General features: G+C 52.9%; 21 protein-coding genes and 2 pseudogenes. 7 read left to right on the top strand and 16 right to left on the bottom strand.

All coding sequences use genetic code 11. The annotated features are described in order from the left end of the window. Positions 1–75: 75 nt before the first annotated feature. From trpC to hisD, 12 genes and pseudogenes are all read right to left on the bottom strand, one after another. Entirely contained in the window at positions 76–885 is an 810-nt protein-coding gene (gene trpC / locus CBE74_RS20360) for an indole-3-glycerol phosphate synthase TrpC (protein WP_087454230.1), read from the bottom strand. Between the two features lie 134 nt (positions 886–1,019). Next, entirely contained in the window at positions 1,020–1,661 is a 642-nt protein-coding gene (locus CBE74_RS20365; RefSeq protein ID WP_087454231.1) for a TIGR02234 family membrane protein, read from the bottom strand. Positions 1,662–1,721: 60 nt separating this feature from the next. Further along, a complete protein-coding gene (hisI, locus tag CBE74_RS20370; protein ID WP_087454232.1) occupies positions 1,722–2,078 on the bottom strand; it encodes a phosphoribosyl-AMP cyclohydrolase in 357 nt (118 codons plus the stop codon). A gap of 96 nt (positions 2,079–2,174) precedes the next feature. Continuing rightward, on the bottom strand, positions 2,175–2,948 hold the full coding sequence (gene hisF, locus CBE74_RS20375; RefSeq protein WP_087454233.1) for an imidazole glycerol phosphate synthase subunit HisF: 774 nt from the start codon (positions 2,946–2,948) through the stop codon (positions 2,175–2,177). Positions 2,949–3,087: 139 nt separating this feature from the next. After that, on the bottom strand, positions 3,088–3,870 hold the full coding sequence (locus CBE74_RS20380; RefSeq protein WP_087454234.1) for an inositol monophosphatase family protein: 783 nt from the start codon (positions 3,868–3,870) through the stop codon (positions 3,088–3,090). Next, positions 3,867–4,595, bottom strand: a complete 729-nt coding sequence (gene priA / locus CBE74_RS20385) for a bifunctional 1-(5-phosphoribosyl)-5-((5-phosphoribosylamino)methylideneamino)imidazole-4-carboxamide isomerase/phosphoribosylanthranilate isomerase PriA (protein ID WP_087454235.1) — start codon at positions 4,593–4,595, stop codon at positions 3,867–3,869. The genes CBE74_RS20380 and priA overlap by 4 nt, the downstream gene beginning before the upstream one ends. A gap of 116 nt (positions 4,596–4,711) precedes the next feature. After that, positions 4,712–5,344 carry an imidazole glycerol phosphate synthase subunit HisH gene (hisH, locus tag CBE74_RS20390; protein ID WP_087454236.1) on the bottom strand — a complete coding sequence of 211 codons (633 nt, stop codon included), beginning with the start codon at positions 5,342–5,344 and terminating at the stop codon, positions 4,712–4,714. A 21-nt stretch (positions 5,345–5,365) separates the two neighbouring features. Beyond that, positions 5,366–6,670, bottom strand: a complete 1,305-nt coding sequence (locus CBE74_RS20395) for an MFS transporter (RefSeq protein WP_087454915.1) — start codon at positions 6,668–6,670, stop codon at positions 5,366–5,368. A gap of 368 nt (positions 6,671–7,038) precedes the next feature. Further along, positions 7,039–7,244 (bottom strand): annotated as a pseudogene (locus tag CBE74_RS20400) (hypothetical protein). Positions 7,245–7,246: 2 nt separating this feature from the next. After that, positions 7,247–7,855 (bottom strand): imidazoleglycerol-phosphate dehydratase HisB, encoded by a 609-nt coding sequence (gene hisB, locus CBE74_RS20405; protein ID WP_087454237.1) that lies wholly within the window; start codon positions 7,853–7,855, stop codon positions 7,247–7,249. A 125-nt stretch (positions 7,856–7,980) separates the two neighbouring features. After that, positions 7,981–9,096 carry a histidinol-phosphate transaminase gene (locus CBE74_RS20410; protein ID WP_087454238.1) on the bottom strand — a complete coding sequence of 372 codons (1,116 nt, stop codon included), beginning with the start codon at positions 9,094–9,096 and terminating at the stop codon, positions 7,981–7,983. Positions 9,097–9,173: 77 nt separating this feature from the next. Continuing rightward, complete coding sequence (gene hisD, locus CBE74_RS20415; protein ID WP_087454239.1) at positions 9,174–10,493, bottom strand: histidinol dehydrogenase; 1,320 nt, start codon at positions 10,491–10,493, stop codon at positions 9,174–9,176. Positions 10,494–10,890: 397 nt separating this feature from the next. On the opposite strand from hisD, the gene CBE74_RS20420 reads away from it, so the two are divergent. Beyond that, positions 10,891–11,895, top strand: a complete 1,005-nt coding sequence (locus CBE74_RS20420; RefSeq protein ID WP_087454240.1) for a YbjN domain-containing protein — start codon at positions 10,891–10,893, stop codon at positions 11,893–11,895. A gap of 8 nt (positions 11,896–11,903) precedes the next feature. Here the strand turns inward: CBE74_RS20420 and CBE74_RS20425 are convergent, their stop codons facing one another. Both CBE74_RS20425 and CBE74_RS20430 read right to left on the bottom strand, forming a co-directional pair. Continuing rightward, entirely contained in the window at positions 11,904–12,605 is a 702-nt protein-coding gene (locus CBE74_RS20425) for a hypothetical protein (protein WP_087454241.1), read from the bottom strand. A 111-nt stretch (positions 12,606–12,716) separates the two neighbouring features. Then, complete coding sequence (locus CBE74_RS20430) at positions 12,717–13,379, bottom strand: Rv0361 family membrane protein (RefSeq protein ID WP_087454242.1); 663 nt, start codon at positions 13,377–13,379, stop codon at positions 12,717–12,719. Between the two features lie 377 nt (positions 13,380–13,756). Here CBE74_RS20430 and CBE74_RS20435 point away from each other — a divergent pair, with 377 nt between their 5' ends. The 6 genes from CBE74_RS20435 to CBE74_RS20460 all read left to right on the top strand — a co-directional run bounded on the left by CBE74_RS20435 (position 13,757) and on the right by CBE74_RS20460 (position 20,486). After that, positions 13,757–14,374: a TetR family transcriptional regulator gene (locus CBE74_RS20435; protein WP_087454243.1), complete on the top strand. Its 618-nt coding sequence runs from the start codon at positions 13,757–13,759 to the stop codon at positions 14,372–14,374. 10 nt (positions 14,375–14,384) lie between these two features. After that, a complete protein-coding gene (glgX, locus tag CBE74_RS20440) occupies positions 14,385–16,622 on the top strand; it encodes a glycogen debranching protein GlgX (protein WP_087454244.1) in 2,238 nt (745 codons plus the stop codon). 300 nt (positions 16,623–16,922) lie between these two features. Then, entirely contained in the window at positions 16,923–18,281 is a 1,359-nt protein-coding gene (locus CBE74_RS20445; RefSeq protein ID WP_087454245.1) for a 3'-5' exonuclease, read from the top strand. 183 nt (positions 18,282–18,464) lie between these two features. Continuing rightward, entirely contained in the window at positions 18,465–19,088 is a 624-nt protein-coding gene (locus CBE74_RS20450; RefSeq protein WP_087454246.1) for a glycogen debranching protein, read from the top strand. Positions 19,089–19,230: 142 nt separating this feature from the next. Beyond that, a complete protein-coding gene (locus CBE74_RS20455) occupies positions 19,231–20,271 on the top strand; it encodes a GTP pyrophosphokinase (protein WP_087454247.1) in 1,041 nt (346 codons plus the stop codon). Between the two features lie 89 nt (positions 20,272–20,360). Beyond that, the gene (locus CBE74_RS20460; protein ID WP_014836579.1) at positions 20,361–20,486 is read left to right on the top strand and encodes a hypothetical protein; all 126 of its coding nucleotides are present in this window, start codon (positions 20,361–20,363) and stop codon (positions 20,484–20,486) included. A 66-nt stretch (positions 20,487–20,552) separates the two neighbouring features. Here the strand turns inward: CBE74_RS20460 and CBE74_RS20465 are convergent. Both CBE74_RS20465 and CBE74_RS20470 read right to left on the bottom strand, forming a co-directional pair. After that, positions 20,553–20,928, bottom strand: a pseudogene (locus CBE74_RS20465) (RNA-binding S4 domain-containing protein). A 41-nt stretch (positions 20,929–20,969) separates the two neighbouring features. Further along, on the bottom strand, positions 20,970–21,203 hold the full coding sequence (locus CBE74_RS20470; RefSeq protein ID WP_087454248.1) for a hypothetical protein: 234 nt from the start codon (positions 21,201–21,203) through the stop codon (positions 20,970–20,972). Positions 21,204–21,218: the final 15 nt, after the last annotated feature.

Here is a 21,218-nt window from a genome sequence, read left to right on the forward strand (position 1 = left end):
GAACTTCCTTAGTTTGCCGTATTCCGCTCTATAACCCAACTGTGTAAGGCTAATTTTTAGCCGTTTCGACCCTTTTTATCCTCGGGATGGGCACGAGGGATGCTGCCCCGCCGCCACCAACGAACGCGTCGCCTCGCACGGATCGGCGGCAGTAACGATCTTTTCTCCCACCACCACAGCGTCCGCTCCAGACGCTGCATAATCCAAGAGTTCGCGAGCGTTACGCACACCAGACAAAGCGACCCTAATAACATCGGTGGGAAGCCCCGGGGCAATTTCTGCAAAGGCCAGCCGGTTAAGCGTCATCGTCGAGAAGTCTCGAGCATTGACTCCTATGACTTTCGCACCCGCTGCTACCGCGCGGGATGCTTCCTCGGTGTCCCGGACCTCTACCAGAGCGGCCATTCCAAGGGATTCGATCCTGTCTATAAGCGCGATCATCCTGGCCTGGTCTAAAGCGGCCACACGCAACGGCACCATATCTGCCCCATAGCAGCGTGCCTCATGGATTTGATAGGGATCCACGATGAAGTCTCGGCACATTACTGGCACCGATACTGCATGACGGATTTCAGCCATCTCAGACAACGAGCCGTGGAACCTCCGCCGTTCCGTTTGGCATGCGATCAAGCTAGCGCCACCGGCGACAAGTTCTTTTGCTAGGCCAACAGGAGAATTGATCTCTGCCAAAACGCCTCGGTCAGGAGCGGCGCGTTTAATCTCCGCAATTACGCCGCAACCACTACTAAGAAGCGCGGCAATTGCATCCCGAGGCGGCTCACAGGCACGCGAACGGGCTTTGATCTCTTTAAACGACACCACTGATTCTCGCGCAGCTACGTCTTCAATGACGCCCGCAATAATCTCTTCGAAGACTGATGCCATAACCCGTCCCATTATCTTTAGAATGATCGTTTTTAGGCTACTGGAACAACCTGCACTTGTGAAAATTGCCCTTTTTCTTGGGGCTATGAACCATTAAGCATATTTCCCTAGAGTTCCTCTAGAACCGAATAAGCCTATCCGCGACCTTTGTCCACTGTGGGATCTATATCAGCGTCAATAGCATCCCACAGGACTCTTCCCGAATCAGGGGCGTCTTCCAGATCTTTACGTATCTTCTGTGAGCGTTCTTGTTTGCGCTCATACCGATTCTTCTTCACAGAATCTTGCCCGGGGTTCATCACAAGCACCAATCCCCCGAATAATGCAAGCGCGCACCCAATGATTGCTAAGGCCGCGGCGGGAGTATGCGTTGTAAGATTCGTAATTTCTGCCCACCCAGTAAGCGCAGCGCCATCTTTTTGATGCCCTGATGCAGATCCCGAGGTCAACAGGTTCAAAACACGTTCCCGATCTGGGTCTGTTGTCACAAGATGAATCGGGGACCATGCTCCCCCGGCCGCTGCTAATCCTGCAACTATGCCGACTAGCCGACGCCCGGCGCGTCGTAAAGCAAAACTTGCTATGCAGGCAGCGAGAAGCACAAGAGCTACTGCAGTCGTCTCGGTGCTCCACATCGCACCACTAACGTCGAGGGATTTGCTTCCCGACTTATCGTCGTACGCTTCCACGCCCAGCCATGGCATGCGTGACGCGCCCCAGACAGCTAATGCTCCAAGCCCAATAAGGGCGCTCGATTGCATGGGTTTGATCGCCATGTTGGTTCAACCTCTCTTTGACGTGGGATGCTGTCTTAACAAGTGATAGCGCGCATAAACCTATAACAGCTTGTCTGCATCAAAACAGGTTCGATCTCCAGTGTGGCACGCACCACCTTGTTGTTCCACTGTCATGAGGACAGTGTCTCCATCGCAGTCAAGCCTAAGTTCTTTCACTTCCTGGGTATGCCCCGAGGTAAGCCCCTTAATCCAATACTCTTGACGGGATCGAGAAAAGTACGTCCCCTGGCGTGTGGCAAGGGTGCATGCCAATGCATGGGAATCCATCCACGCCATCATTAATACCTCACCGGTGGTCGATTGAACGACTGCTGGTATGAGCCCAGCATCATTGAAATTCACACGCTGAAGTATGGAGTCTTCAAGTTCAAAGGTACTTGGGTCTGCAGTATTCATCGTTGGGTCCTCATTGTTCATCTTTGTGTTGTAGTCATGAAAAGTCGTCCAACCACAAAATAAGGAATCGTGTAACTATTTGGGTGGGATGGGGTATTAGCGAACCTGGAAACCAGCCTCAGCAATCGCCTCTTTTACTTCAGGAATTGTTACTTCACCAAAATGGAAGATGGACGCCGCCAGCACTGCGTCTGCACCTGCAGCAACAGCGGGTGGAAAATGTTCGGCTGCGCCAGCGCCGCCCGAAGCAATCACGGGAATGCTCACCACATCACGCACAAGAGTTAAAAGCTCAATATCAAAGCCCTGCTTTGTTCCATCGCCGTCCATTGAGTTTAAAAGTATTTCCCCAGCGCCTAGCTCCTGCCCTCGACGCGCCCACTGTACGGCATCAATACCAGCGGATTTGCTGCCGCCATGTGTTGTTACTTCAAAGCCAGAGGGTTGCGGCGTTCCTCCCTCTGGAACACGGCGCGCGTCGACGCTCAGCACAATGCATTGAGCACCAAATCGCTGAGAGAGCTCACGGATCAGTTCGGGGCGAGCAATGGCAGATGTGTTGATGCTGACCTTGTCTGCACCTGCGCGTAGGAGCTGGTCCACATCCTCAGCGCTTCGCACTCCGCCGCCCACGGTGAGCGGAATAAAAACTTGATCCGCGGTTTGCTTGACCACGTCAAGCATCGTTCCACGGCCGTCCTTGGATGCGGAAACATCCAAGAAGGTTAGTTCGTCGGCACCTTCTGCGTCATAACGTGCCGCAAGTTCGACAGGATCTCCTGCGTCTTTCAGCCCTGCAAAGTTCACGCCCTTGACTACGCGCCCATTATCAACGTCTAGGCAAGGGATAACTCGTACTGCTACCGGCATTAATGACTCCTTTGCGACCATAGTCCACGTGTGTATTTCATGGAGACTATCGCACTTCTCTCACACTTTTCCCATAGCTGGCTGCCCGCATCCCCCATCTGGCGTGCGATCTAAGCCAAGCGACTACTGGGCTATCTTTTTAACGGAACTTATCAATTGCGTGTAGCAACAACGCATGCGAACGTGCAGAGCCCGCGACTACGCCCTGCGATTCTGGTGTCCACTCTTCACCATTAAGATCCGTTACTTTTCCCCCAGCCGCGCGAACCAGCATGACACCAGCGGCGTTATCCCATATGTTGGGGCTAAGGGACAAAGCTGCATCAAAAATGCCTGCGGCGGAATAGGCTAAGTCGATTCCTACAGAACCGGTAATGCGTGGGCGCAAATACGTTTCTGCTAGTACGCCTAACAAACCCTGTCGCACTTCCGTAGGGAAACTCGATTGCACAGGCGAGGAAATGGAAGAAAAACCCAAATGCGCAGCCACTCGTGGTGCATCTTCTAGGGGGCGTTGCGGCCGCCCATTGATATACAACGGTGAGCCTTCAAACGCGCCAAAGCGCTGCCCGGTCGCGGGAACGCTGGTGAGGCCAAGCACGGGTTGGAAATCGACGACAAGGCTTATAAGGATCGAGCACATGGGGTTTCCGGCAGCGTAATTAGCAGTGCCGTCAATAGGATCAACAACCCACATGGGAGTGCCCTGGTCCCCGCCGCATTCCTCTCCATGAACCTGGATTCCAGTCATCTGGGTCAAGGTTTTCCGTAGATACTGCTCAATGAGGATGTCATATTCCGTGGCAAAGTCCCCTTTTCCTTTAATCAAAGCGGGGTCCGAGCCTAGGCCCTGGATAAACATCCTCTCCGCATCATCGAGAATTGCCTCGGCAATGTGGTACAGCTCGCGCACATCGCTCATAAAGCAGCCAGTGCCTCACGGAGAGTAAAACGTCCTTCATAGAGGGCTTTTCCGATAATCGCTGAATCGATTCCTTCATCTTCATATCGAGCAAGCTCCAGAAGATCGTCGATAGTAGAGATTCCGCCAGAAGCAACAATATTTCCCTCTGTGGCGGCGGAAACGTCGCGTAATAGCTCAACGTTCGGTCCGGTGAGGGTTCCGTCTTTGGAAACATCCGTTACTATGAACCGCGTGCAACCTTGGGCGTCGAGACGCTCAAGTACTTCCCACAGATCTCCGCCATCGGAGACCCAGCCATTGCCGCGTGTCCGCCATTCTCCGTCGATGTTGCGTACTGCAATATCAACTGCAATGCGATCGCCGTATTCCCCAAGGACTTTTTCAATCCATTCCGGTTTTTCCAGTGCCGCTGTTCCGATATTTACCCGGGCGGCACCTGTGTTGAGTGCTCGTTTTAATGACTCGTCGTCACGAATCCCACCAGTCAGTTCCACCTTGATGTCTAGTGTTCCCACTATTTCTGACATCAGGTTATGGTTTGTTCCCCGGTTGAATGCCGCGTCAAGGTCTACAAAGTGAAGCCATTGTGCGCCTTGTTCTTGCCATTTCAAAGCTGATTGAACAGGCGAGCCATATGACTTCTCTGTTCCGGCTTCGCCTTGATCCAAGCGGACAGCTTGTCCGTTGACAACGTCGACTGCGGGAAGAAGTGTGAAAGTCATAAACGCCAAGTTTAGCCACAGGAATGCAATTCTCACCAACGATGATTCAAAAGCATGCCTACCCCCGGCAAAGCAGATTCCTCCGGCGTCTTATGCTTCCTAAGGGGATACAGACGTCAGAGAGTCCCCAACCAGTTCTCTAACAAATGAGCACCAGCATCTCCAGACTTCTCCGGGTGGAACTGCGTGGCCCAAAGTGGGCCATTTTCTACTGCTGCCACAAATCGATCTTCATCGTGGCTCGCCCACGTGACCAGTGGTGGCTGCGTTAAACCGTCCCCCTCAAACTCCCAGTTTCTCACGCCATAAGAGTGCACGAAATAAAAACGCGTGGCGCTGTCTAGCCCGGCAAAAAGCTCGCTTGTGCTTTCCATCTCCACGGTATTCCAACCCATATGCGGCAACACCTTTGCTTGGAGCTTTTCGACGGTCCCCGGCCACTCCCCACAACCTTGCGCTTCTATGCCGTGCTCGATGCCTTGCTCAAACATGATCTGCATTCCCACGCAAATTCCCATGACCGGGTGCCCGCCAGCTAGGCGCTGCCCAATCATGCGATCTCCCTGGATCTCTCGCAGGCCTTTCATACAGGCGGCAAAAGCACCCACGCCTGGCACTAAAAGTCCATCAGCGTTGAGGACTATCTCCGGATTACTCGTTACGGTTACTTCCGCGCCCACGCGCTCAAGAGCCCGTTGAGCTGAGCGAAGATTCCCTGAACCATAATCAAGCAGCGCCACTTTCTTCATAGTTCACCATACTAATGGGGGCTAAGCCGTCGCTTGTGCAAGCGCCCAACGCTTACCCCTTTTTCGGAGGATTCGGTCCCCTATCTCAGTGGCCAAACCTATGCTCACCAAGACAGCACCACCTGCAAACGCCGCACTATAACCGTGTGTTGTGGCCACGATGCCCAAGATGATGGAACCAATACCCGTGCCAGTATCAAACGAGGCATTCCAGACGGTCGACGCTTGAGCTAATTTTCCGCGAGGCACCCGGAGAAACATCTCCAAAAGCGCTTCATTTTGCACCAATCCGAATCCTGCGCCGAACAACAGGGCAGCAAAGATCAGCCATAGCGCAGACCACTCCTGCGTCAGTACAACTACGATGCCGATCAGGCCTATTGAGGACAAGACCAAACCTGGGATCATCGTGGTGCCGGGCCGTTGTAGCCTATCGGCGAGAGTTCCCGATATATAGCGGAAAATCATCTGTGCACCGCCAACCACGGATAGCATGACCCCCGCAATTGTTGCGCCACTGACCGGATCCATTTCTCTGACTGACGCAGGAAGGAAGCTAGACACCGCACATAGCCCCATAGAGACACTGGCCAATGCCACCGCTAGCACCACAGTGACTATTAACCCCTTGGTTCGCGGCCTACGGTGAATCCGCTTGCGGATCTGCCTGCGAGTCCGCGCAGGCACCGTGTGTTTGGCCACCTTGACTATCTGCGCACGGGCCGCGCGTACCACTTTGTTGCGGCGGTTTTTAGCCAACTCTCGGGCATCGTCTTCTTCAGTCCATACTTCGGCTGCAGCAGATTGCTCGGGATCTACATTTGGAATCGCAAAGGCCATCGCACCAGCGATAAGAGCGGCGAGTCTGCCTGCAATGAATACTGCGTTGAAGCCAACGCCGGCGTCGATAAGCACTAAGCCCAACGGGAGGCACACCATCTGGGAGCCACCAACAAACAGCCCAAGTACTCCGGAAGCTTTCCCGAGTTTTCCTGCCGGTACTAGTTGCCCCACCAATGCATATTGAGCAACACACAAAGGCCCGAACCCCACGCCACGTACACCGGCGATCACAAGTACGGAGACGGGGTCCATCGCCACGACGTACCACAGAGCGGGAACTCCAAGAAGCAACGCAGCAAGCACCATTACTTTGCGATACCCGAAACGCAATAATGCAGCGTTTGTGCATAATTGGGTCAACACGGTAACTGCCATAAACACAGCAGTGGTGACACCTGCCAGCGTATCCGATCCGCCACCTGCAATAACCGCCAGCGGGATCACCGGGAGTATGAGGGAAAAAGCCGCAAAAGCTGCGGCCACAGCCACGATCGTGGGCAGGAAACCAGTGATTTTCAGGATCGATTGATCGGCATCGGCATCACGCTCTAGTGCCGGTGGTTCTTTCACCGCTGCTACTGCGTGTTCCCCAGTACTTACGTCTGATTCTTATCTCCGACTATTCTCAATCCCTCCCGTTTTACAAAATCATGCTCAGTACAAATCAGATACAGCACGGATCACGTAGCCACGTGTGTTTTCCATTGTGGACTACTTCTTGTGTTGAAGTACAACCTGTTGAATCACAACCTAGTTGCCTCTGTTTTTAGTGCATACAAACGAGCGATGAGAAACGAGCCCGTTGGCTAAGTCCGTTCTCACCGCCCGTAGGAACTGCACGTTTCAGTACATCAATATAAGCTCACAGCCCATGCGATTCCGCCGCATATAGATACCACAACGCACACGCACCCAAAGCCACGGCTAATAGAGTGTTTTCTGCTTTATACGCCGACCACACGCCACCGACCAAGAGTCCGCCGAGCAGGAACAATATGTAGGACACCACATAGTCTCCCGTTGTGCCCGCGGCAAGATACGTCTCCGGGTGCTCCACTGCTATAACGCCCCTTTAGTAGACGGGATGCCCTGCACCCGGGAATCCGGCTCAGTAGCATGGCGAATTGCCCTGGCCACAGCCTTGAATTCAGCCTCCGTTATATGGTGCGGGTCACGACCATAGCGACAATTCACATGCAGAGTAATAGCGGCATTAAGCGCTAAGGATTCAAAGAAGTGTCGGTTAATGACCGTAGGATAGTGACCTCCGATAACGGAGTGCGCCATATAATCAGGCTCCCCGTTCATAACAAAATAAGGGCGTCCCGAAAAATCTACTATTGCTTCACACAGAGTCTCGTCCATGGGCAATTGGAAAGAACCAAAACGGCGAATCCCGCGCTTATCACCCACAGCCGCAAGGAGGGCTTGCCCCAAGACAATCGCAGTGTCTTCAACCGTGTGGTGCGCATCTATGTGAGTATCGCCTGTGGCGGAAACAGTTAAATCAAAAGCGCCATGTACGCCGAATGCCGTAAGCATATGGTCCAGAAAAGGCACCCCCGTGTTCACCTTGACCTGTCCGGTACCGTCAAGGTTAATGGTGACTGTGATGTTTGATTCGCTCGTGGTGCGAGTCACCGTTCCAACTCTAGGGGCTGCCGCCATCTCAATATCCTTATCCGTTTTAGTCACAGGGAAAGTCTCCCTATCTGCACTAAAATATCTCCGCTAATTTTTAGTCTCACGCCGATTGTACTGGGAATACAATGATCCAAGCGTTGTGTAGTTTGCTATGCCTTAGGAATGATCCCATTGGTATGGGCGACTCGACGCGCAGCTTGGATGAAAGCATCATTTTCCGAGGGAAGCCCTACAGTGACGCGTAAGTAACCAGGTACTCCCACATCCCGGATAAGCACATCGCCATCCAAGAATTCCTGCCACGCAGCATGTTGGTCTTTAAAAGCCCCGAAAAATAGGAAGCTAGCGTGGCTTGGCACCACATCAAAACCACATGCGATCAAAGCATCCTGTACGCGCTGCCGTTCCCGCACCAATATGTCCACCGTTGCAAGAGTGTCTTTGCTGTGCCTTAGTGCCACCAAAGCCGCAGTCTGGGAGAGCGACGACAAATGATAAGGCAAGCGAACCAGCATAACGGCTTCTATGAATGCAGGTGAAGCTACAAAATAGCCGAGCCTTCCCCCCGCAAAATCAAACGCCTTGCTCATCGTCCGAGAAACCACAATGGTGTCCGGGTATTCCGCAATCAAAGTGGTAGCGCTAGGAGCATCCGAGAACTCTGCATATGCCTCGTCCACAATGACAATGCCGGGGGCGGCATCCGAGATACGACGAATGTCCTCGATCGAGGTGACGTCACCCGTGGGATTATTGGGCGTAGTCACAAAGATGATCTCGGGTGAGTGCTCTGCGATGGCTTCAAGAGCAGCATCTACGTCGATGCGGAAATCTGCCCCACGCGGGCAAGAAACAAAAGCAGTATGGGTTCCCTCTGCCAGGATGGGGTGCATAGAATAGCTCGGCTGGAAGCCTAATGCTGTGCGTCCTGGACCTCCGAAAGCCTGCAGAAGTTGCTGCAATACTTCGTTAGAACCATTCGCCGCCCACACGTTTTTATAGGAAACCTCTGTGCCGGTGCGCTCAGTCACGTATTGAGCCAGCGCAGTCCTGAGCTCCACGGAATCACGTTCGGGGTATCTATTAAGAGACCTCGCTTGTTCCGCCACCACATGCGCCAGTTCCTCGATCAATGCATCAGAAGGAGGGTACGGATTCTCATTAGTGTTAAGCCGTACCTCTACTTCCAACTGCGGCGCCCCATATGCTGATTGACCACGTAATTCAGGGCGGAGCGGAAGATCGTCCAAACTAATCTCTGACATATATTCAGGTGCTTCTCTCATGTGTTGGAGCAATAAGGGCTTCGTCGGTTATCAAAGCCTTAAGCTAGGCATCAGGTTTATTCTGCGGTGAGGTCTTCAAACCTGGAACGAATAGCCTCCCCGTGCGCAGGAAGTTCCTCTGCGTCGGCAAGGGCAACGATCGTATCCGAGATGTCTTTTAGTGCGGCCTCGTCATATTCAATGAGGTTCACCGCGCGTAGGAAGGTATGGGTGGAAAGCCCCGAGCTATAACGCGCGCTCCCAGATGTTGGAAGAACATGGTTAGAGCCTGCGGCATAATCGCCAAGCGGAACCGGCGAGAAGCCTCCGACAAAGATAGCGCCTGCGTTGCGTATCTTGCGGGCGTCCTCCTGGGCATTTTCCGTGTGGATCTCCAAGTGCTCCGCAGCATAAGCATCGGCGACTGTCAGGGCGGTCGCGAGATCGTCGACAAGCACGATTCCCGATTGCTCCCCCTGGAGAGCTTGGGCAACCCGATCTGAGTTGCGCGTAATCTCAAACCGCGCTTTCACCTCAGCATTAACGCGTTCTGCGAGGTCTTCCGAGTCAGTTATCAACACTGAGGCGGCTAAGACATCATGCTCTGCCTGACTAATAAGGTCATAGGCAATCCATACGGGGTTAGCGCTTCCATCAGCCACGATGGCGATTTCAGTTGGCCCAGCTTCCGAGTCGATACCTACTACCCCGTTGACCAGTCGTTTTGCCGCGGTAACAAAGATATTTCCGGGGCCGGTGATCATATCCACAGGTTCTAGCCCCTCGGAGTCATCACCATAGGCTAGAAGCCCTACAGCCTGTGCACCTCCCACTGCCCATACTTCATCGACTCCCAGCAGCTTTGCCGCCGCGAGAATTGTCGGGTGAGGCCAGCCGCCATAGTGAGATTGCGGCGGCGATGCCACCACCAAAGACTTAACGCCGGCCTCCTGCGCTGGTACCACGTTCATAACAACGCTTGAGGGGTACACAGCGTTGCCGCCGGGAACATACAGACCTACGCGATCAACCGGCAAGAACACTTCTGCGACAGTGGCTCCAGCCGCAAGGTGTGTCGCATGTTCCTGTGGTTTTTGGTCCGCGTGCACTTTGCGCACTCGGTCGATAGCCTCATCAAGCGCCTGTTTTACCTCAGGAGACAAAGACTCTAACGCAGCGTCCATCACGTCCTGAGGGACGCGCACGCTCTTAGGCCGCACATGATCAAATTTTTCACCAAAATCAAGGGCTGCCTGAATACCGTGCTCTTGAATCTTATGAAGAAGCGGCTCAACAATATGCGCAACGGAGTTAACGTCTGTACCTCCACGTGGGAGAGTACGACGGAGTTCACTCGTAGTAGGGGTATGTCCGCGTAGATCGATCAAGCTCAGCATTGTTGCTCACACTTCCGTGGGGGAACGTCTTCTTTCCATGTGCGTTGAAAAAGACAACGCTTCCACCGTGATTTCACGTGGAAACATCACCAACACACGTTTTCACATTATATGCGGGAAACGGAATTATCTTCCGATTACCGTCTTAGAGTCATTCAAGCATGAGTAGGTAGCTTCGCATAGACTCTTCCCCGAAAATGGAGCTGGAGCTACCCCTTCCCAAGCCAGCTTTATGTCAGCCTTGCACCAACAGCTCCGGCACGAACCTCTCCTAGCTTTTACTTATGACAAGCATGCGGGCTACTCTTTTCCAAGTATCTATTGATGCTGCGCCCTTCACCGTGGGGATCACAGCATCACGCTAGCGCAGTATAAGTAGAAGGAAAGGAGCCCTCGCGTGAAAAATCACCGCCCCTCAGAGGGCTCGCAGCCTCCCGAACGTCCAGACTTTAACAAGGACCGCATCCAGCCTGTCACGATGCCTCGGGTTTCTCGGGTACTCAACGAGTTGGGATACAACCTCCATTCGATCCCCGCTATCAATGGCGACATTCTGGAAATTCCGTGGCCTGAACATAGTGATTTTGTGACTTTACGCGGTGGTTCCGAGCCCATCATTATCGTGGATGCGAAGGCTTCCGGCGCACTCCCCTTGCACTATTTCAACGACGTGGCCACAGCCGTTACGTTATGGAACAGCGAGCGAGTCAGCCCTATTGCGCGCATTAGCTATTCCCCTGATTCACATCTGCAATTGGCATTTCGATCAGCCAATTCAGCGGCCATCGGAGCCACGGATCTACAACTCGCAGAGTTTTTAGAGCTTGCTTGTGATGCCACGCTATTAGCTGTCAACTGGTTTTTGGAAAAATTCCCCGAGCTAGCATCCTCAACCGCACTCCCTCAATCGCCGTTCGAAGATATTGAGGTCAGCTCAGATACCTCCGAACTTTTTGATGTCCCCTCTGCCGTGACAATGGAAAGAATCACCCCGATCATGTCCGAGGTGTCGAGCACGTGGAATGAACGCGCGCTCTTGCCCACAGGCGAATGGCACGCCGATATCGAGTTTGGTTGTTCCTTGGAGTCCGGCCCCACAATTCTTTGCTGGGGATTTTGGGACTCGGGGCTCAGTTCCGAACGCGAATTCAGCCGCGTATTCATGCTGTGCAATAGATGGAACGAAGAAAGCATCGACTCTAAGGCGTTTGTCTCCACCACTGCCCACGATTCATTAAGTATCCGAGTGGAGGCGACTGTCGACGTCGGCGGAGGCCTCAACGATACACAACTCGCAGCGCATCTAGAGCAGGCTTTCTCCGCGATTTTTGTGTGCGTCCGAACGCTAAAAAGCCCTGGTTTCGGGCTTTACGACGTCCCGCCCGGACCAGAGCATCTTTAAGCAACGAGCTACGTAACTTTTATTTCCGCCGATTCTTTGGTGTCTTCTTCCTCGGTGCTCTCTTCCTCGACGTCAGCATCATCGCCATTGATGTACATGCGGCACCAATACACGGCCATTCCCACGAACACCGGCGCTAGACGCGCAGCGATACCTGGAGATAATGGCGGAATAAAGGAGATATTGTCTCCTACCTGGAGCTCTTTTGCTCGTCCTACGGCGGAGATCAGACCGGAAACAAGATCTCCCACAAATAAAAACACGCCCCCACCGATAAAAATCCATACGCCGAACCATAACAACAGCGCCACGCCTCGCCTATGCGGAAGGAGTTTGAGTAGAGAAATCGCTAATACTACGGCCACCAAGGTGGTAATCCCTACGAATTGCGCAAAGGAAATAAACTCAACGTTTTCTCCTGACATTAGTTGTAGCCCGCCGCCCTCGGCCAGGGTCGCATCGTACCGAGGTCGTATGACCGGCCACAGCGCACCGAGTCCCGCATAAATGCATACGATAGCCACCACTACCGCTGAGAAATTTCCTGTTTTCTCTGAAACTTTCCATGGACGTTTTGTTTGTTTTTCACGCAAAGACCCTCGAGCATCCTTGCTTTCCAGATCAGTCCCTGACTTGGTTACAGCGTCGCCTGCACCATGTGAGTGCTCATCTGATGCAGGAATAAAAGATCCAGAATCTTGCTTAGGCATAGCAAAAGGCTACCGCCCAAACGAGCGGTAGCCCAATATGTCCTTCCAACAGCACCAACTAGAGTGTTCAGAGGTGCTCAAAAGGCGCATTCTGCGGAGTTGCCCCAGTTACTAGCGGCAGAACTTCCATTTGCCGTTCTCACGTTCAAAGCGCTGGGTGGCAGTGTTCGTGTCACCGTTTGCGGTGGCCGTCACGCTTGCGGAAGCAATGTTGCCGTTCACCTGAACTGAATCAACGTTGTCGATGGATGGCTTTGCCTTACGGTATTCCTCAAAATCATCAAGAGGAACGTCTGGGAACTGTGATAGGTCAAAAGCAGCAGGGCCACCCTGCTCGTTGATCACGCGCTGGCAGGTGTGTGCCGGCACGTAGCCGATGTAATCACGGATAGTCCTCGCACCGTTGATGCCGCGTACCAGGTTCTCAATGGCCTGACGATCCGCATCGGTTGCAGGCGCGCCGCCGTCAATCGGTGGGACGTCATTGTAGGTTAGCTCAGGCATTGCCTCATTGATCGCTGCAGGAGGTACGTTATTTCCCTGTGGGGCAGGGGCAGGAGATGCTGCTGGCGTAGGCTCTTCTGTAGAAGGTGCTGCAGGCGACGCAGAAGTCTCGGAAGCTGTAGTAGCAACTGAGCTAGAAGTCGTAGCTGAGGTGGTCTTATTCTCCTTGGAGTCATCCTCATCACCGCACGCCGTCAAAACGAGCGCGCTCGATGCCGCCACGGCGATCGCAATCTTTTTAGCGCGGTTGACGTGAATTCGGTTAAGCACAGTTTTAGATCTCCTATAAAGCGATAAACGCCACCGCTTGATTACTCAGCGGCGCTCTTTGAAGGCAATCGCAGACGGAGTGCCTGCCACAGGTTCAGAACATTAAGAATTTAGTACGACCTTAGCAAGACTAGCAACCAACTTTATAGGAACATCTACAACACACAGGTCACACATATCCTATGACAAGCAGGCACTACGCTTGCTTCAGTTCAACTCCGATGACGTTACCCAAAATCATCACTATTTTTGAAATTCTTGGCTCTCTCGAACAAGAACTTTCCTTTAAGGGTAATCGACCAAAATTATAAATTCGTTACCCATTGTCATATCGCGTCAGGTACCTATTATTCCTCCGGGACCGCTACTCTAGTGATGTGCAATTGAGTAAAGACCTCATCATCACCGCAAGCCTTGAGATCCTGGATACCTATGGGCTTGCGGATATGACGATGCGTCGATTAGCTAAAAAGCTCGGGGTAGCACCCGGCGCGCTCTACTGGCATTTTAAAAACAAGCAAGCGCTTATCGACGCCACCGCACGGCGTTTACTCGCTCCTCTCTTCCTTTCAGATTCAGAGTCAACGCCTACCGCCGTTGCTCACAAGGTTCGTGCGGTCATGCTTGAGTATCGCGACGGGGCGGAACTTCTTAGTGCTGCGCTTACGGACAATGTTCTGCGCAACGACGTGGAGCACTGCATCAGGCAAGCGTTCGGCGAACATCCGCACTCCACGCTCGGCGCCACAACGTTACTGCACTTTATTTTGGGGTCCACGGTTATTGAACAAGCTGCTGTACAGAGAGCAGCTCTCCACCACGGCACTGAAGTAGCTTCGGCCAATCCTTCCGCTGACCAGGAAGAACCACAAAACTTAGGCTGTCACACACCTAAGACCCAGTGCGATCTAGAACAACAACAGCAGGCCTATGCCACACAATTCACTGAAGGATTGCGGTTAATTATGGCGGGTTTGGAGCAATGCACCAGCTAAAGTCAGTGGCATGACTGACTCTCTTCCTTCGACTCAGCGGGAAATCTGGCCGGGCCAGAACTATCCTCTCGGCTCGAAATACGATGGCGCAGGCACAAATTTTGCTATTTTTTCGGATGTTGCTGAAAAGATAGAGCTTTGTCTTATCGACGCAGACGGCCACGAGGAACGTGTCATTCTCGATGAAGTCGACGCTCACATCTGGCACTGTTACCTCCCCGGAGTTAAGCCTGGTCAACGCTATGGATTCCGCGTTCACGGCCCCTATGATCCACCCAACGGCAAGCGATGTGATCCCAGCAAATTGCTCGTCGACCCTTATGCATGTGCCTTTGTTGGTGAATTTGATGGACATCCATCGTTGTTCAGTTACGACGTAACCAACCCCGATGACCCGCTCGGTCGAAACACCGAAGACAGCCTCGAACACACGATGAAGTCCGTGGTCGTCAATCCATTCTTTGATTGGGGCGCAGACCGAGCACCCCGCACGCCTTATAACGAAACCGTGATTTACGAGGCGCATGTCAAAGGCATGACGATGCAGCATCCCGACGTGCCTGAGGCGCTTCGCGGAACCTATGCAGGACTCGCTCATCCTGCGATTATTAGTTATCTCAAAGATCTCGGTATTACCGCTATCGAGCTCATGCCTGTGCACCAGTTCTTGCAAGACGATCGGCTCCGCGACCTCGGCTTACGCAATTATTGGGGCTACAACACTTTCGGCTTCTTTGCCCCTCAGCAAGACTATGCTGCGGCGCAGGAGCCAGGCGGCGCAGTTTCCGAGTTCAAAGGCATGGTTCGCGCCTTCCACGAGGCCGGGATCGAAGTCATCCTGGATGTGGTGTATAACCACACCGCTGAGGGCAACCACATGGGACCAACCATTGCTTTCCGCGGTATTGACAATGAGGCTTATTACCGGCTCGTTGACGGCGATAAAGCGCACTACATGGACTACACGGGCACCGGAAATTCCCTGAACGTGCGAGACCCCCATCCGCTGCAGATGATTATGGATTCGCTGCGTTATTGGGTCACGGAGATGCACGTTGATGGTTTCCGATTCGACCTTGCTTCAACGCTCGCCCGTGAGCTTCACGACGTCGACCGCCTTGCCACCTTCTTCGATCTTGTGCAACAAGACCCTGTGGTGTCTCAAGTCAAACTTATCGCTGAGCCATGGGATGTTGGCGAAGGCGGCTACCAAGTGGGCAATTTCCCACCGCTGTGGACTGAGTGGAACGGAAAGTATCGCGATACTGTCCGCGATTTCTGGCGGGGCGAACCCTCTACGCTTGGCGAGTTCGCGTCACGTTTGACTGGTTCTTCCGATCTTTATGCCAACAATGGACGTCGTCCCACTGCATCGATCAACTTTGTCACCGCGCATGATGGATTCACCCTCAATGACCTCGTGAGCTACAACGAAAAGCATAACGACGCTAACGGCGAAGACGGACGCGACGGAGAAAGCCATAATCGTTCGTGGAACTGCGGAATTGAAGGAGACACAGACGATTCTGAAGTCCTCAGCCTGCGTGCCCGCCAACGGCGCAATTTCCTCACCACTCTGTTGCTGAGCCAGGGCACACCCATGATCGCGCACGGCGATGAGATGGGGCGCACGCAAAAGGGCAATAACAATGTGTATTGCCAAGACAACGAATTAGCCTGGATGAACTGGGATTTTGCCACCGAGCATAAAGAGCTCCTGGAGTTCACGCGGCGGTTAATCCGTATCAGAAACAATCACCCGGTGTTCCGGCGTCGTAGATTCCTCGCAGGTGGCCCTCTCGGCGCAGACGTTCATGATCGTGATATTGCGTGGCTTGTGCCCACCGGGCAGCTCATGGGGCAAGAAGACTGGGATTTTGCTTTTGGAAAATCCCTCATGGTTTACCTCAACGGCATGGCGATTAAAGAACCAGACGACCGTGGGCAAAAGATTGAAGACGACTCGTTCCTGCTCATGTTCAATGCGTATCATGAGGACATAGAATTTACTATTCCTACGGAACAGTTTGGGCACAGCTGGAAGCTCATTGTCGACACAACGGAAGACACTGGTTACCCTTACGCGGAGAAAGTTGCCTGCGTCGGAGACACCGTGGTCGTTCCAGCTCGTTCCACCATGCTTTTCCGGCAGCTCGAAGCCCTACCAGCGCATGATGATGCCCAAGCCGACTCGCATGGAGAAAACAAGGCACCTGCTCCACGTGCCGATGACTATTCCAGAGCATAAAAACAGGGCTTAACCCATATCGTTTCCAACGACTGTGCCTCATCTGCGTGCCATCGTGCAACCAGATGCGGCACAGTCTTGGCGTTTGTGCAGTGCCTGCCGTGTCCTTTTGCAGCATGTTGGCCCAAAGTTTCCCTCACCCGCTAAGCTTCTAGGGAAAGCCCTCACTTACTCGTAGGTGATGTTGCTGGCATCTCCGCCAAGTGTTCTCATCCATAGGAGAACACTTGGCCAGTGAGCTGCAGGGGCATACGTGCAACTGAGGTTTGGAAGCACTCGTATTAAAGGAGTTTTATCACCATGGCAGATGCGATTCATGCGCACGGTGCTACTGTCCTCGTCGATAGAGACCAGGTCGCGATCACACCGTCGTTGTTGCACACCGCATTAGCCACAGAACCTAAAATTATCTCTTTGGCCAGCATCGATTCGGTATCCACATTGAAACTTTCCGATGGATACGACTGCGGAATAGTCACTATCAACTGTGATTCTCATACAGTGCGGCTTGAGTTCAGCCCCAACAGGGCCGACGAACAACAGGCCTTTATATCCGCCGCCACCACCGCCCTCAATGGCCAAGCCCCAGCGCACCGAGCAATCCCAGGCCTGGATTTCGCCGCTGTGGATGTAGAGACAGCCAACGACGATTGGGGGTCCATCTGCCAGATCGGAGTGGTCACAGTAAAGGATGGCGTGATCACGGATAAGCGTGAGTGGCTCTGCCAACCGCCTACCCCAATCAACCATTTTGCACCGGCTAACATCGCCATTCACGGCATCCGCCCAGACGATGTTGCAACAGCCCAGCCGTTTTCTGAGTGCTTCGCTGAGATGCTCAGTTTTACGGGAGACCTTCCTCTCGCAGCGCATAACGCACAGTTTGATATGACGGCATTTTTCCGTGCCGCACAGGCTGACAACGTGGCTCTGCCCACTGTTTCTTTCGGGTGCTCGCTTGCGTTGTCGCGTGCAGCTGATTTAGGGACGCCCAACCACAAGCTTCCTACCGTCGCCAAGCATCTCAATGTGGATTTGACCAATCATCATAATGCCACTGCAGACGCAGCTGCTTGTGCAGGAATTATCATAAAACTCGCACAAAAAGCCGACGTCAAGGGAAGCTTTGTCGATGTCTGCGCGGCGCTCGGTTTCACTCAAGGCCAGCTTTCTGCTCAACGCGTGTATCCGGTGCTCAAGAAAAAGCCCTCTGCGTCCCTGGTAGAGTCCGCTGCCACCAGTGCTACGCAACCACCGATAGGGAAAACGCACGCTGCGACAAAAACCGCTGCGCCTCAGAAGCGAAAGGCACAGACGCCATGGGCGAAAGCTGCAACCCCGGAAGTTATCCCCGAACCCAACCCAGACGCTGATCCGCACGGCAGGCTCTACCAACAAAATGTCACGCTCACTGGCGATTTTGAGCCCTTTGATAAAGGAAAACTCTGGGACGGCATCGCCGAGCAAGGCGGAACAATTGGCAAAAATGTGACCAAAAAGACAACTATTCTTGTCTGCGGTCCTTGGGCATCTATAACGTCCAAACAAAAACGCGCTGAAGAACTAATAGCTAAAGGACAAAATATTCAGATCTGGACAGCTGAGGATCTCTTTGCACAGCTCGGACTAGATGCGCCAGACGAGCAACCGCCGTTTTAAACAACACGTTGCTTAACTAGTAGGTTCCCTCCGTCTAGGGGGTACTGCATGACGCAGGGAACCTCTCCCCCGGCGTATTACGTCGAATCACACAAAAGCTATATACAACTGCGCTATAAAAACCGTCAGGCTTATGACCGCGGCATAAATTGTGCGTCAGGGGGAGACTTTATGACAACGAGTATGATTTCTAAGCTGCAGAGGCTACATCCTCCATCTAGGAACCCGGAAGCTGGTCTCGGCACTGTCACAGTGCATCTCACTCGTAGCCGTGACAACTCAGAGACCTTATCGTATGAGATGTTTAGCCCGTACTTTGATCGAGCTCCAGCGATTATCGCGTTGTCCTCCGGTTTATCTGCGAGTTTAAAATACAATGGCCAACTGCTCAGACAGGGCTCGTTGCACTCGCTGGGCAAAACAATCCGGCAGCTATGGAATGATGCCGCTACAAATCTCATCGACACCGCCCGCACACCACACGGTATAGCGATTCATACGAGAGATCTTTCCCGACTCGTGAAACAGCCGACCACCGGACTTCACATAGCGGCAGGTAGCGGGCCAGTCACTAGCTGGTTGGCGCAACCGCGCACCTTTGTCCTCCTCAACCATCACATCAACATGAAAATCAGAGAAGCACCCGTATTCTTTTGCCCTACTCCCACAACCTTGATTGCAGTTCCTCGCAGTAAAAACTGCCCAAAGCTTGCGACATGGCTCACCACTTTTGAGCACCCCCTGGAGCAAGGTGGGGTGGTCTGCTCTTCAGGTTTTCCCGAGCATGTCGATCACTTTGCGGCTTAGTCACGACTTCTGAAACAGAGTATGGTGTTATAAACCAAAGATTCGGCTACCTGATAAGGTAGATCGCCGGCCACTTCGCTCCCCGCATAGTGGGTCACTCGTCATCGCCTCATCGAGACCAGAGGAAGGAACTCGTAACGCCATGCCTAACAAGTTCATCTCAAAACTCAGTGCGCGATACAGAGACTTCACTAACCAGCATCCCCATGCAGAAGCTGACTTTCGGGAAGCGTTTGAAGAAGTGCTTGCCGACGCCGGCCTCACCTATGATCGCGTAAGCGTCCGGCTAAAAGAATGGCAGTCCTTACGGACTAAAGCGCGTAAGAAAAACTCCGATGGACACCTTATCTATCCAGAGCCGTGGGTCGATATCCACGATGTGATTGGTGTCCGGATCACCACGCTTCATTCAACGGAAATCCCTCAAATTATTGAGGCCCTCGCAGATGTCTTTATCGTGCACCGTTCCGTGGATAAAGCCGCACAAACAAGAGTATCTGGCAGTTTTGGCTATGGTTCCCACCACCTAATTTTGGAGGTCGACCATAGAATTGAAGATCTTGCCGGCTACCACGGCTTTGTTTTTGAAGTCCAAATCCGGACAGTGCTGCAACATGCGTGGGCAGAATTCGAGCATGATGTCCGCTACAAGCGGTCTGGCGGTTTGGATCCTCAGGTGGACAGGGCCTTCACCCTTGCCGCTGGACTCATTGAGCTGGCTGACCAACAATTTGATCAAATCGCAGCTATCCAGGATCCAGGCCACCATCACAGTACTGATCTAGATGTTGAGCTCAGTGCTAAGACACTGCCCGGTGTTATCGCCATGCTGGTAGGAAATCGCTTCCCACAATCGCGCATCGAAGACTATCGGTGGTTGGAAGAATTGCTCTTTGCTCACGGTATTACTACTGCGACAAAGCTACGAGATCTCCTCAATGACCCTGACATAGATGCTGTAAGACGCTCATTGAACTATCAATTCCAGCCTGGACAGGTGCGAATCATCGACGACCTGCTGCTACGCAGATACCACGATGAACATATCAATGCGACGGGAAAGAGCGGAAAGTATCCACGTCAGCGCGGACCCCGCTTACGCAAGCGCCTCCACGCAATGCGGGCAGCACGTATTCTGGATGACTCGGAACCACATAGCAAGGCTGAGCTTACATCTCCATAGTTGACATGAGTCCGCAGGCACGTAGGCTGGCTTGTGTACAATGCTGCTTTACAGGCAGCCGCAACAATGGAACCTTAGGAGTTTTCCTCATGGGCACATCGATCATTACCCATTTTCCGCTTCTCGCAGATTTTATTTCCGTTTGGGCGCTATCGATCGCCGATTTCTTCCGCCCACTGGGGATCAATTTCCCGCTTCCTAACTGGGGATTCTAGTTAGCAAGTAAAAGGGTGGTGGAAAACTACGTTTTCCACCACCCTTTTACTTTATCGAGTACACAATTATGCGCGTCCCTGTAAACGGTCGATTTCACGCCGCTCTTTCTTGGTAGGACGCCCTGCACCCCGGTCACGTCGAGGCATCGACATAAGAATTTCTTTGGGCGGAGGTGGCGGAGAATAATCTACGTAGCAGTTGCGGGCAATAGCCGCCCCCACCCGTTTACGGATTAACTCTGTGATCTCAACATCGTATTCACGATGATCTACCCATACTCGAACGCGATCCCCAGGCACCACCGACTGCGATGGTTTTACTGCAGATCCGTTGAGCTTGATGTGGCCAGCTTTACAAGCCTCAGAGGCAAGAGACCGAGTTTTTATCAGACGTACTGCCCCATACCCATGCGTCGATACGCACTGGCTTGCCATCGCTCACGTGCTTGTCCTGTTCCTCATCAGGTCGCCTAGACCGGTTGTTTAGTAATTGTCCTTATGATTCACGATCTTTTGCACCTTAGACCAGTTAGTCCAGCCGCCAACTACCGCGATAATCAACCCGACAATGAGCAGAAACGTAGAGGACGTCAGGGCAAAAACTGCGAGGCCACCAGCAACACCGCCGACAACGCTTACTGCTGCATTCCGGGTGTACTTACGCACATCTTGTTTACGCTGCTCAATCGAGTTATAAGGACGAGGTTGCATAGTCATGCTTTAAGATTCTAC

The sequence above is a fragment of the Corynebacterium silvaticum genome (assembly GCF_002162115.2).
Classification (GTDB): domain Bacteria; phylum Actinomycetota; class Actinomycetes; order Mycobacteriales; family Mycobacteriaceae; genus Corynebacterium; species Corynebacterium silvaticum.

What these genes read in the sequence shown, in the direction of transcription:
- trpC (WP_087454230.1), bottom strand. Translation starts at nt 885, where the DNA reads ATGGCATCAGTCTTCGAAGAGATTATTGCGGGCGTCATTGAAGACGTA.
- CBE74_RS20365 (WP_087454231.1), bottom strand. Translation starts at nt 1,661, where the DNA reads ATGGCGATCAAACCCATGCAATCGAGCGCCCTTATTGGGCTTGGAGCA.
- hisI (WP_087454232.1), bottom strand. Translation starts at nt 2,078, where the DNA reads ATGAATACTGCAGACCCAAGTACCTTTGAACTTGAAGACTCCATACTT.
- hisF (WP_087454233.1), bottom strand. Translation starts at nt 2,948, where the DNA reads ATGCCGGTAGCAGTACGAGTTATCCCTTGCCTAGACGTTGATAATGGG.
- CBE74_RS20380 (WP_087454234.1), bottom strand. Translation starts at nt 3,870, where the DNA reads ATGAGCGATGTGCGCGAGCTGTACCACATTGCCGAGGCAATTCTCGAT.
- priA (WP_087454235.1), bottom strand. Translation starts at nt 4,595, where the DNA reads ATGACTTTCACACTTCTTCCCGCAGTCGACGTTGTCAACGGACAAGCT.
- hisH (WP_087454236.1), bottom strand. Translation starts at nt 5,344, where the DNA reads ATGAAGAAAGTGGCGCTGCTTGATTATGGTTCAGGGAATCTTCGCTCA.
- hisB (WP_087454237.1), bottom strand. Translation starts at nt 7,855, where the DNA reads ATGGCGGCAGCCCCTAGAGTTGGAACGGTGACTCGCACCACGAGCGAA.
- CBE74_RS20410 (WP_087454238.1), bottom strand. Translation starts at nt 9,096, where the DNA reads ATGTCAGAGATTAGTTTGGACGATCTTCCGCTCCGCCCTGAATTACGT.
- hisD (WP_087454239.1), bottom strand. Translation starts at nt 10,493, where the DNA reads ATGCTGAGCTTGATCGATCTACGCGGACATACCCCTACTACGAGTGAA.
- CBE74_RS20425 (WP_087454241.1), bottom strand. Translation starts at nt 12,605, where the DNA reads ATGCCTAAGCAAGATTCTGGATCTTTTATTCCTGCATCAGATGAGCAC.
- glgX (WP_087454244.1), top strand. Translation starts at nt 14,385, where the DNA reads ATGACTGACTCTCTTCCTTCGACTCAGCGGGAAATCTGGCCGGGCCAG.
- CBE74_RS20445 (WP_087454245.1), top strand. Translation starts at nt 16,923, where the DNA reads ATGGCAGATGCGATTCATGCGCACGGTGCTACTGTCCTCGTCGATAGA.
- CBE74_RS20450 (WP_087454246.1), top strand. Translation starts at nt 18,465, where the DNA reads ATGATTTCTAAGCTGCAGAGGCTACATCCTCCATCTAGGAACCCGGAA.
- CBE74_RS20455 (WP_087454247.1), top strand. Translation starts at nt 19,231, where the DNA reads ATGCCTAACAAGTTCATCTCAAAACTCAGTGCGCGATACAGAGACTTC.
- CBE74_RS20460 (WP_014836579.1), top strand. Translation starts at nt 20,361, where the DNA reads ATGGGCACATCGATCATTACCCATTTTCCGCTTCTCGCAGATTTTATT.
- CBE74_RS20470 (WP_087454248.1), bottom strand. Translation starts at nt 21,203, where the DNA reads ATGACTATGCAACCTCGTCCTTATAACTCGATTGAGCAGCGTAAACAA.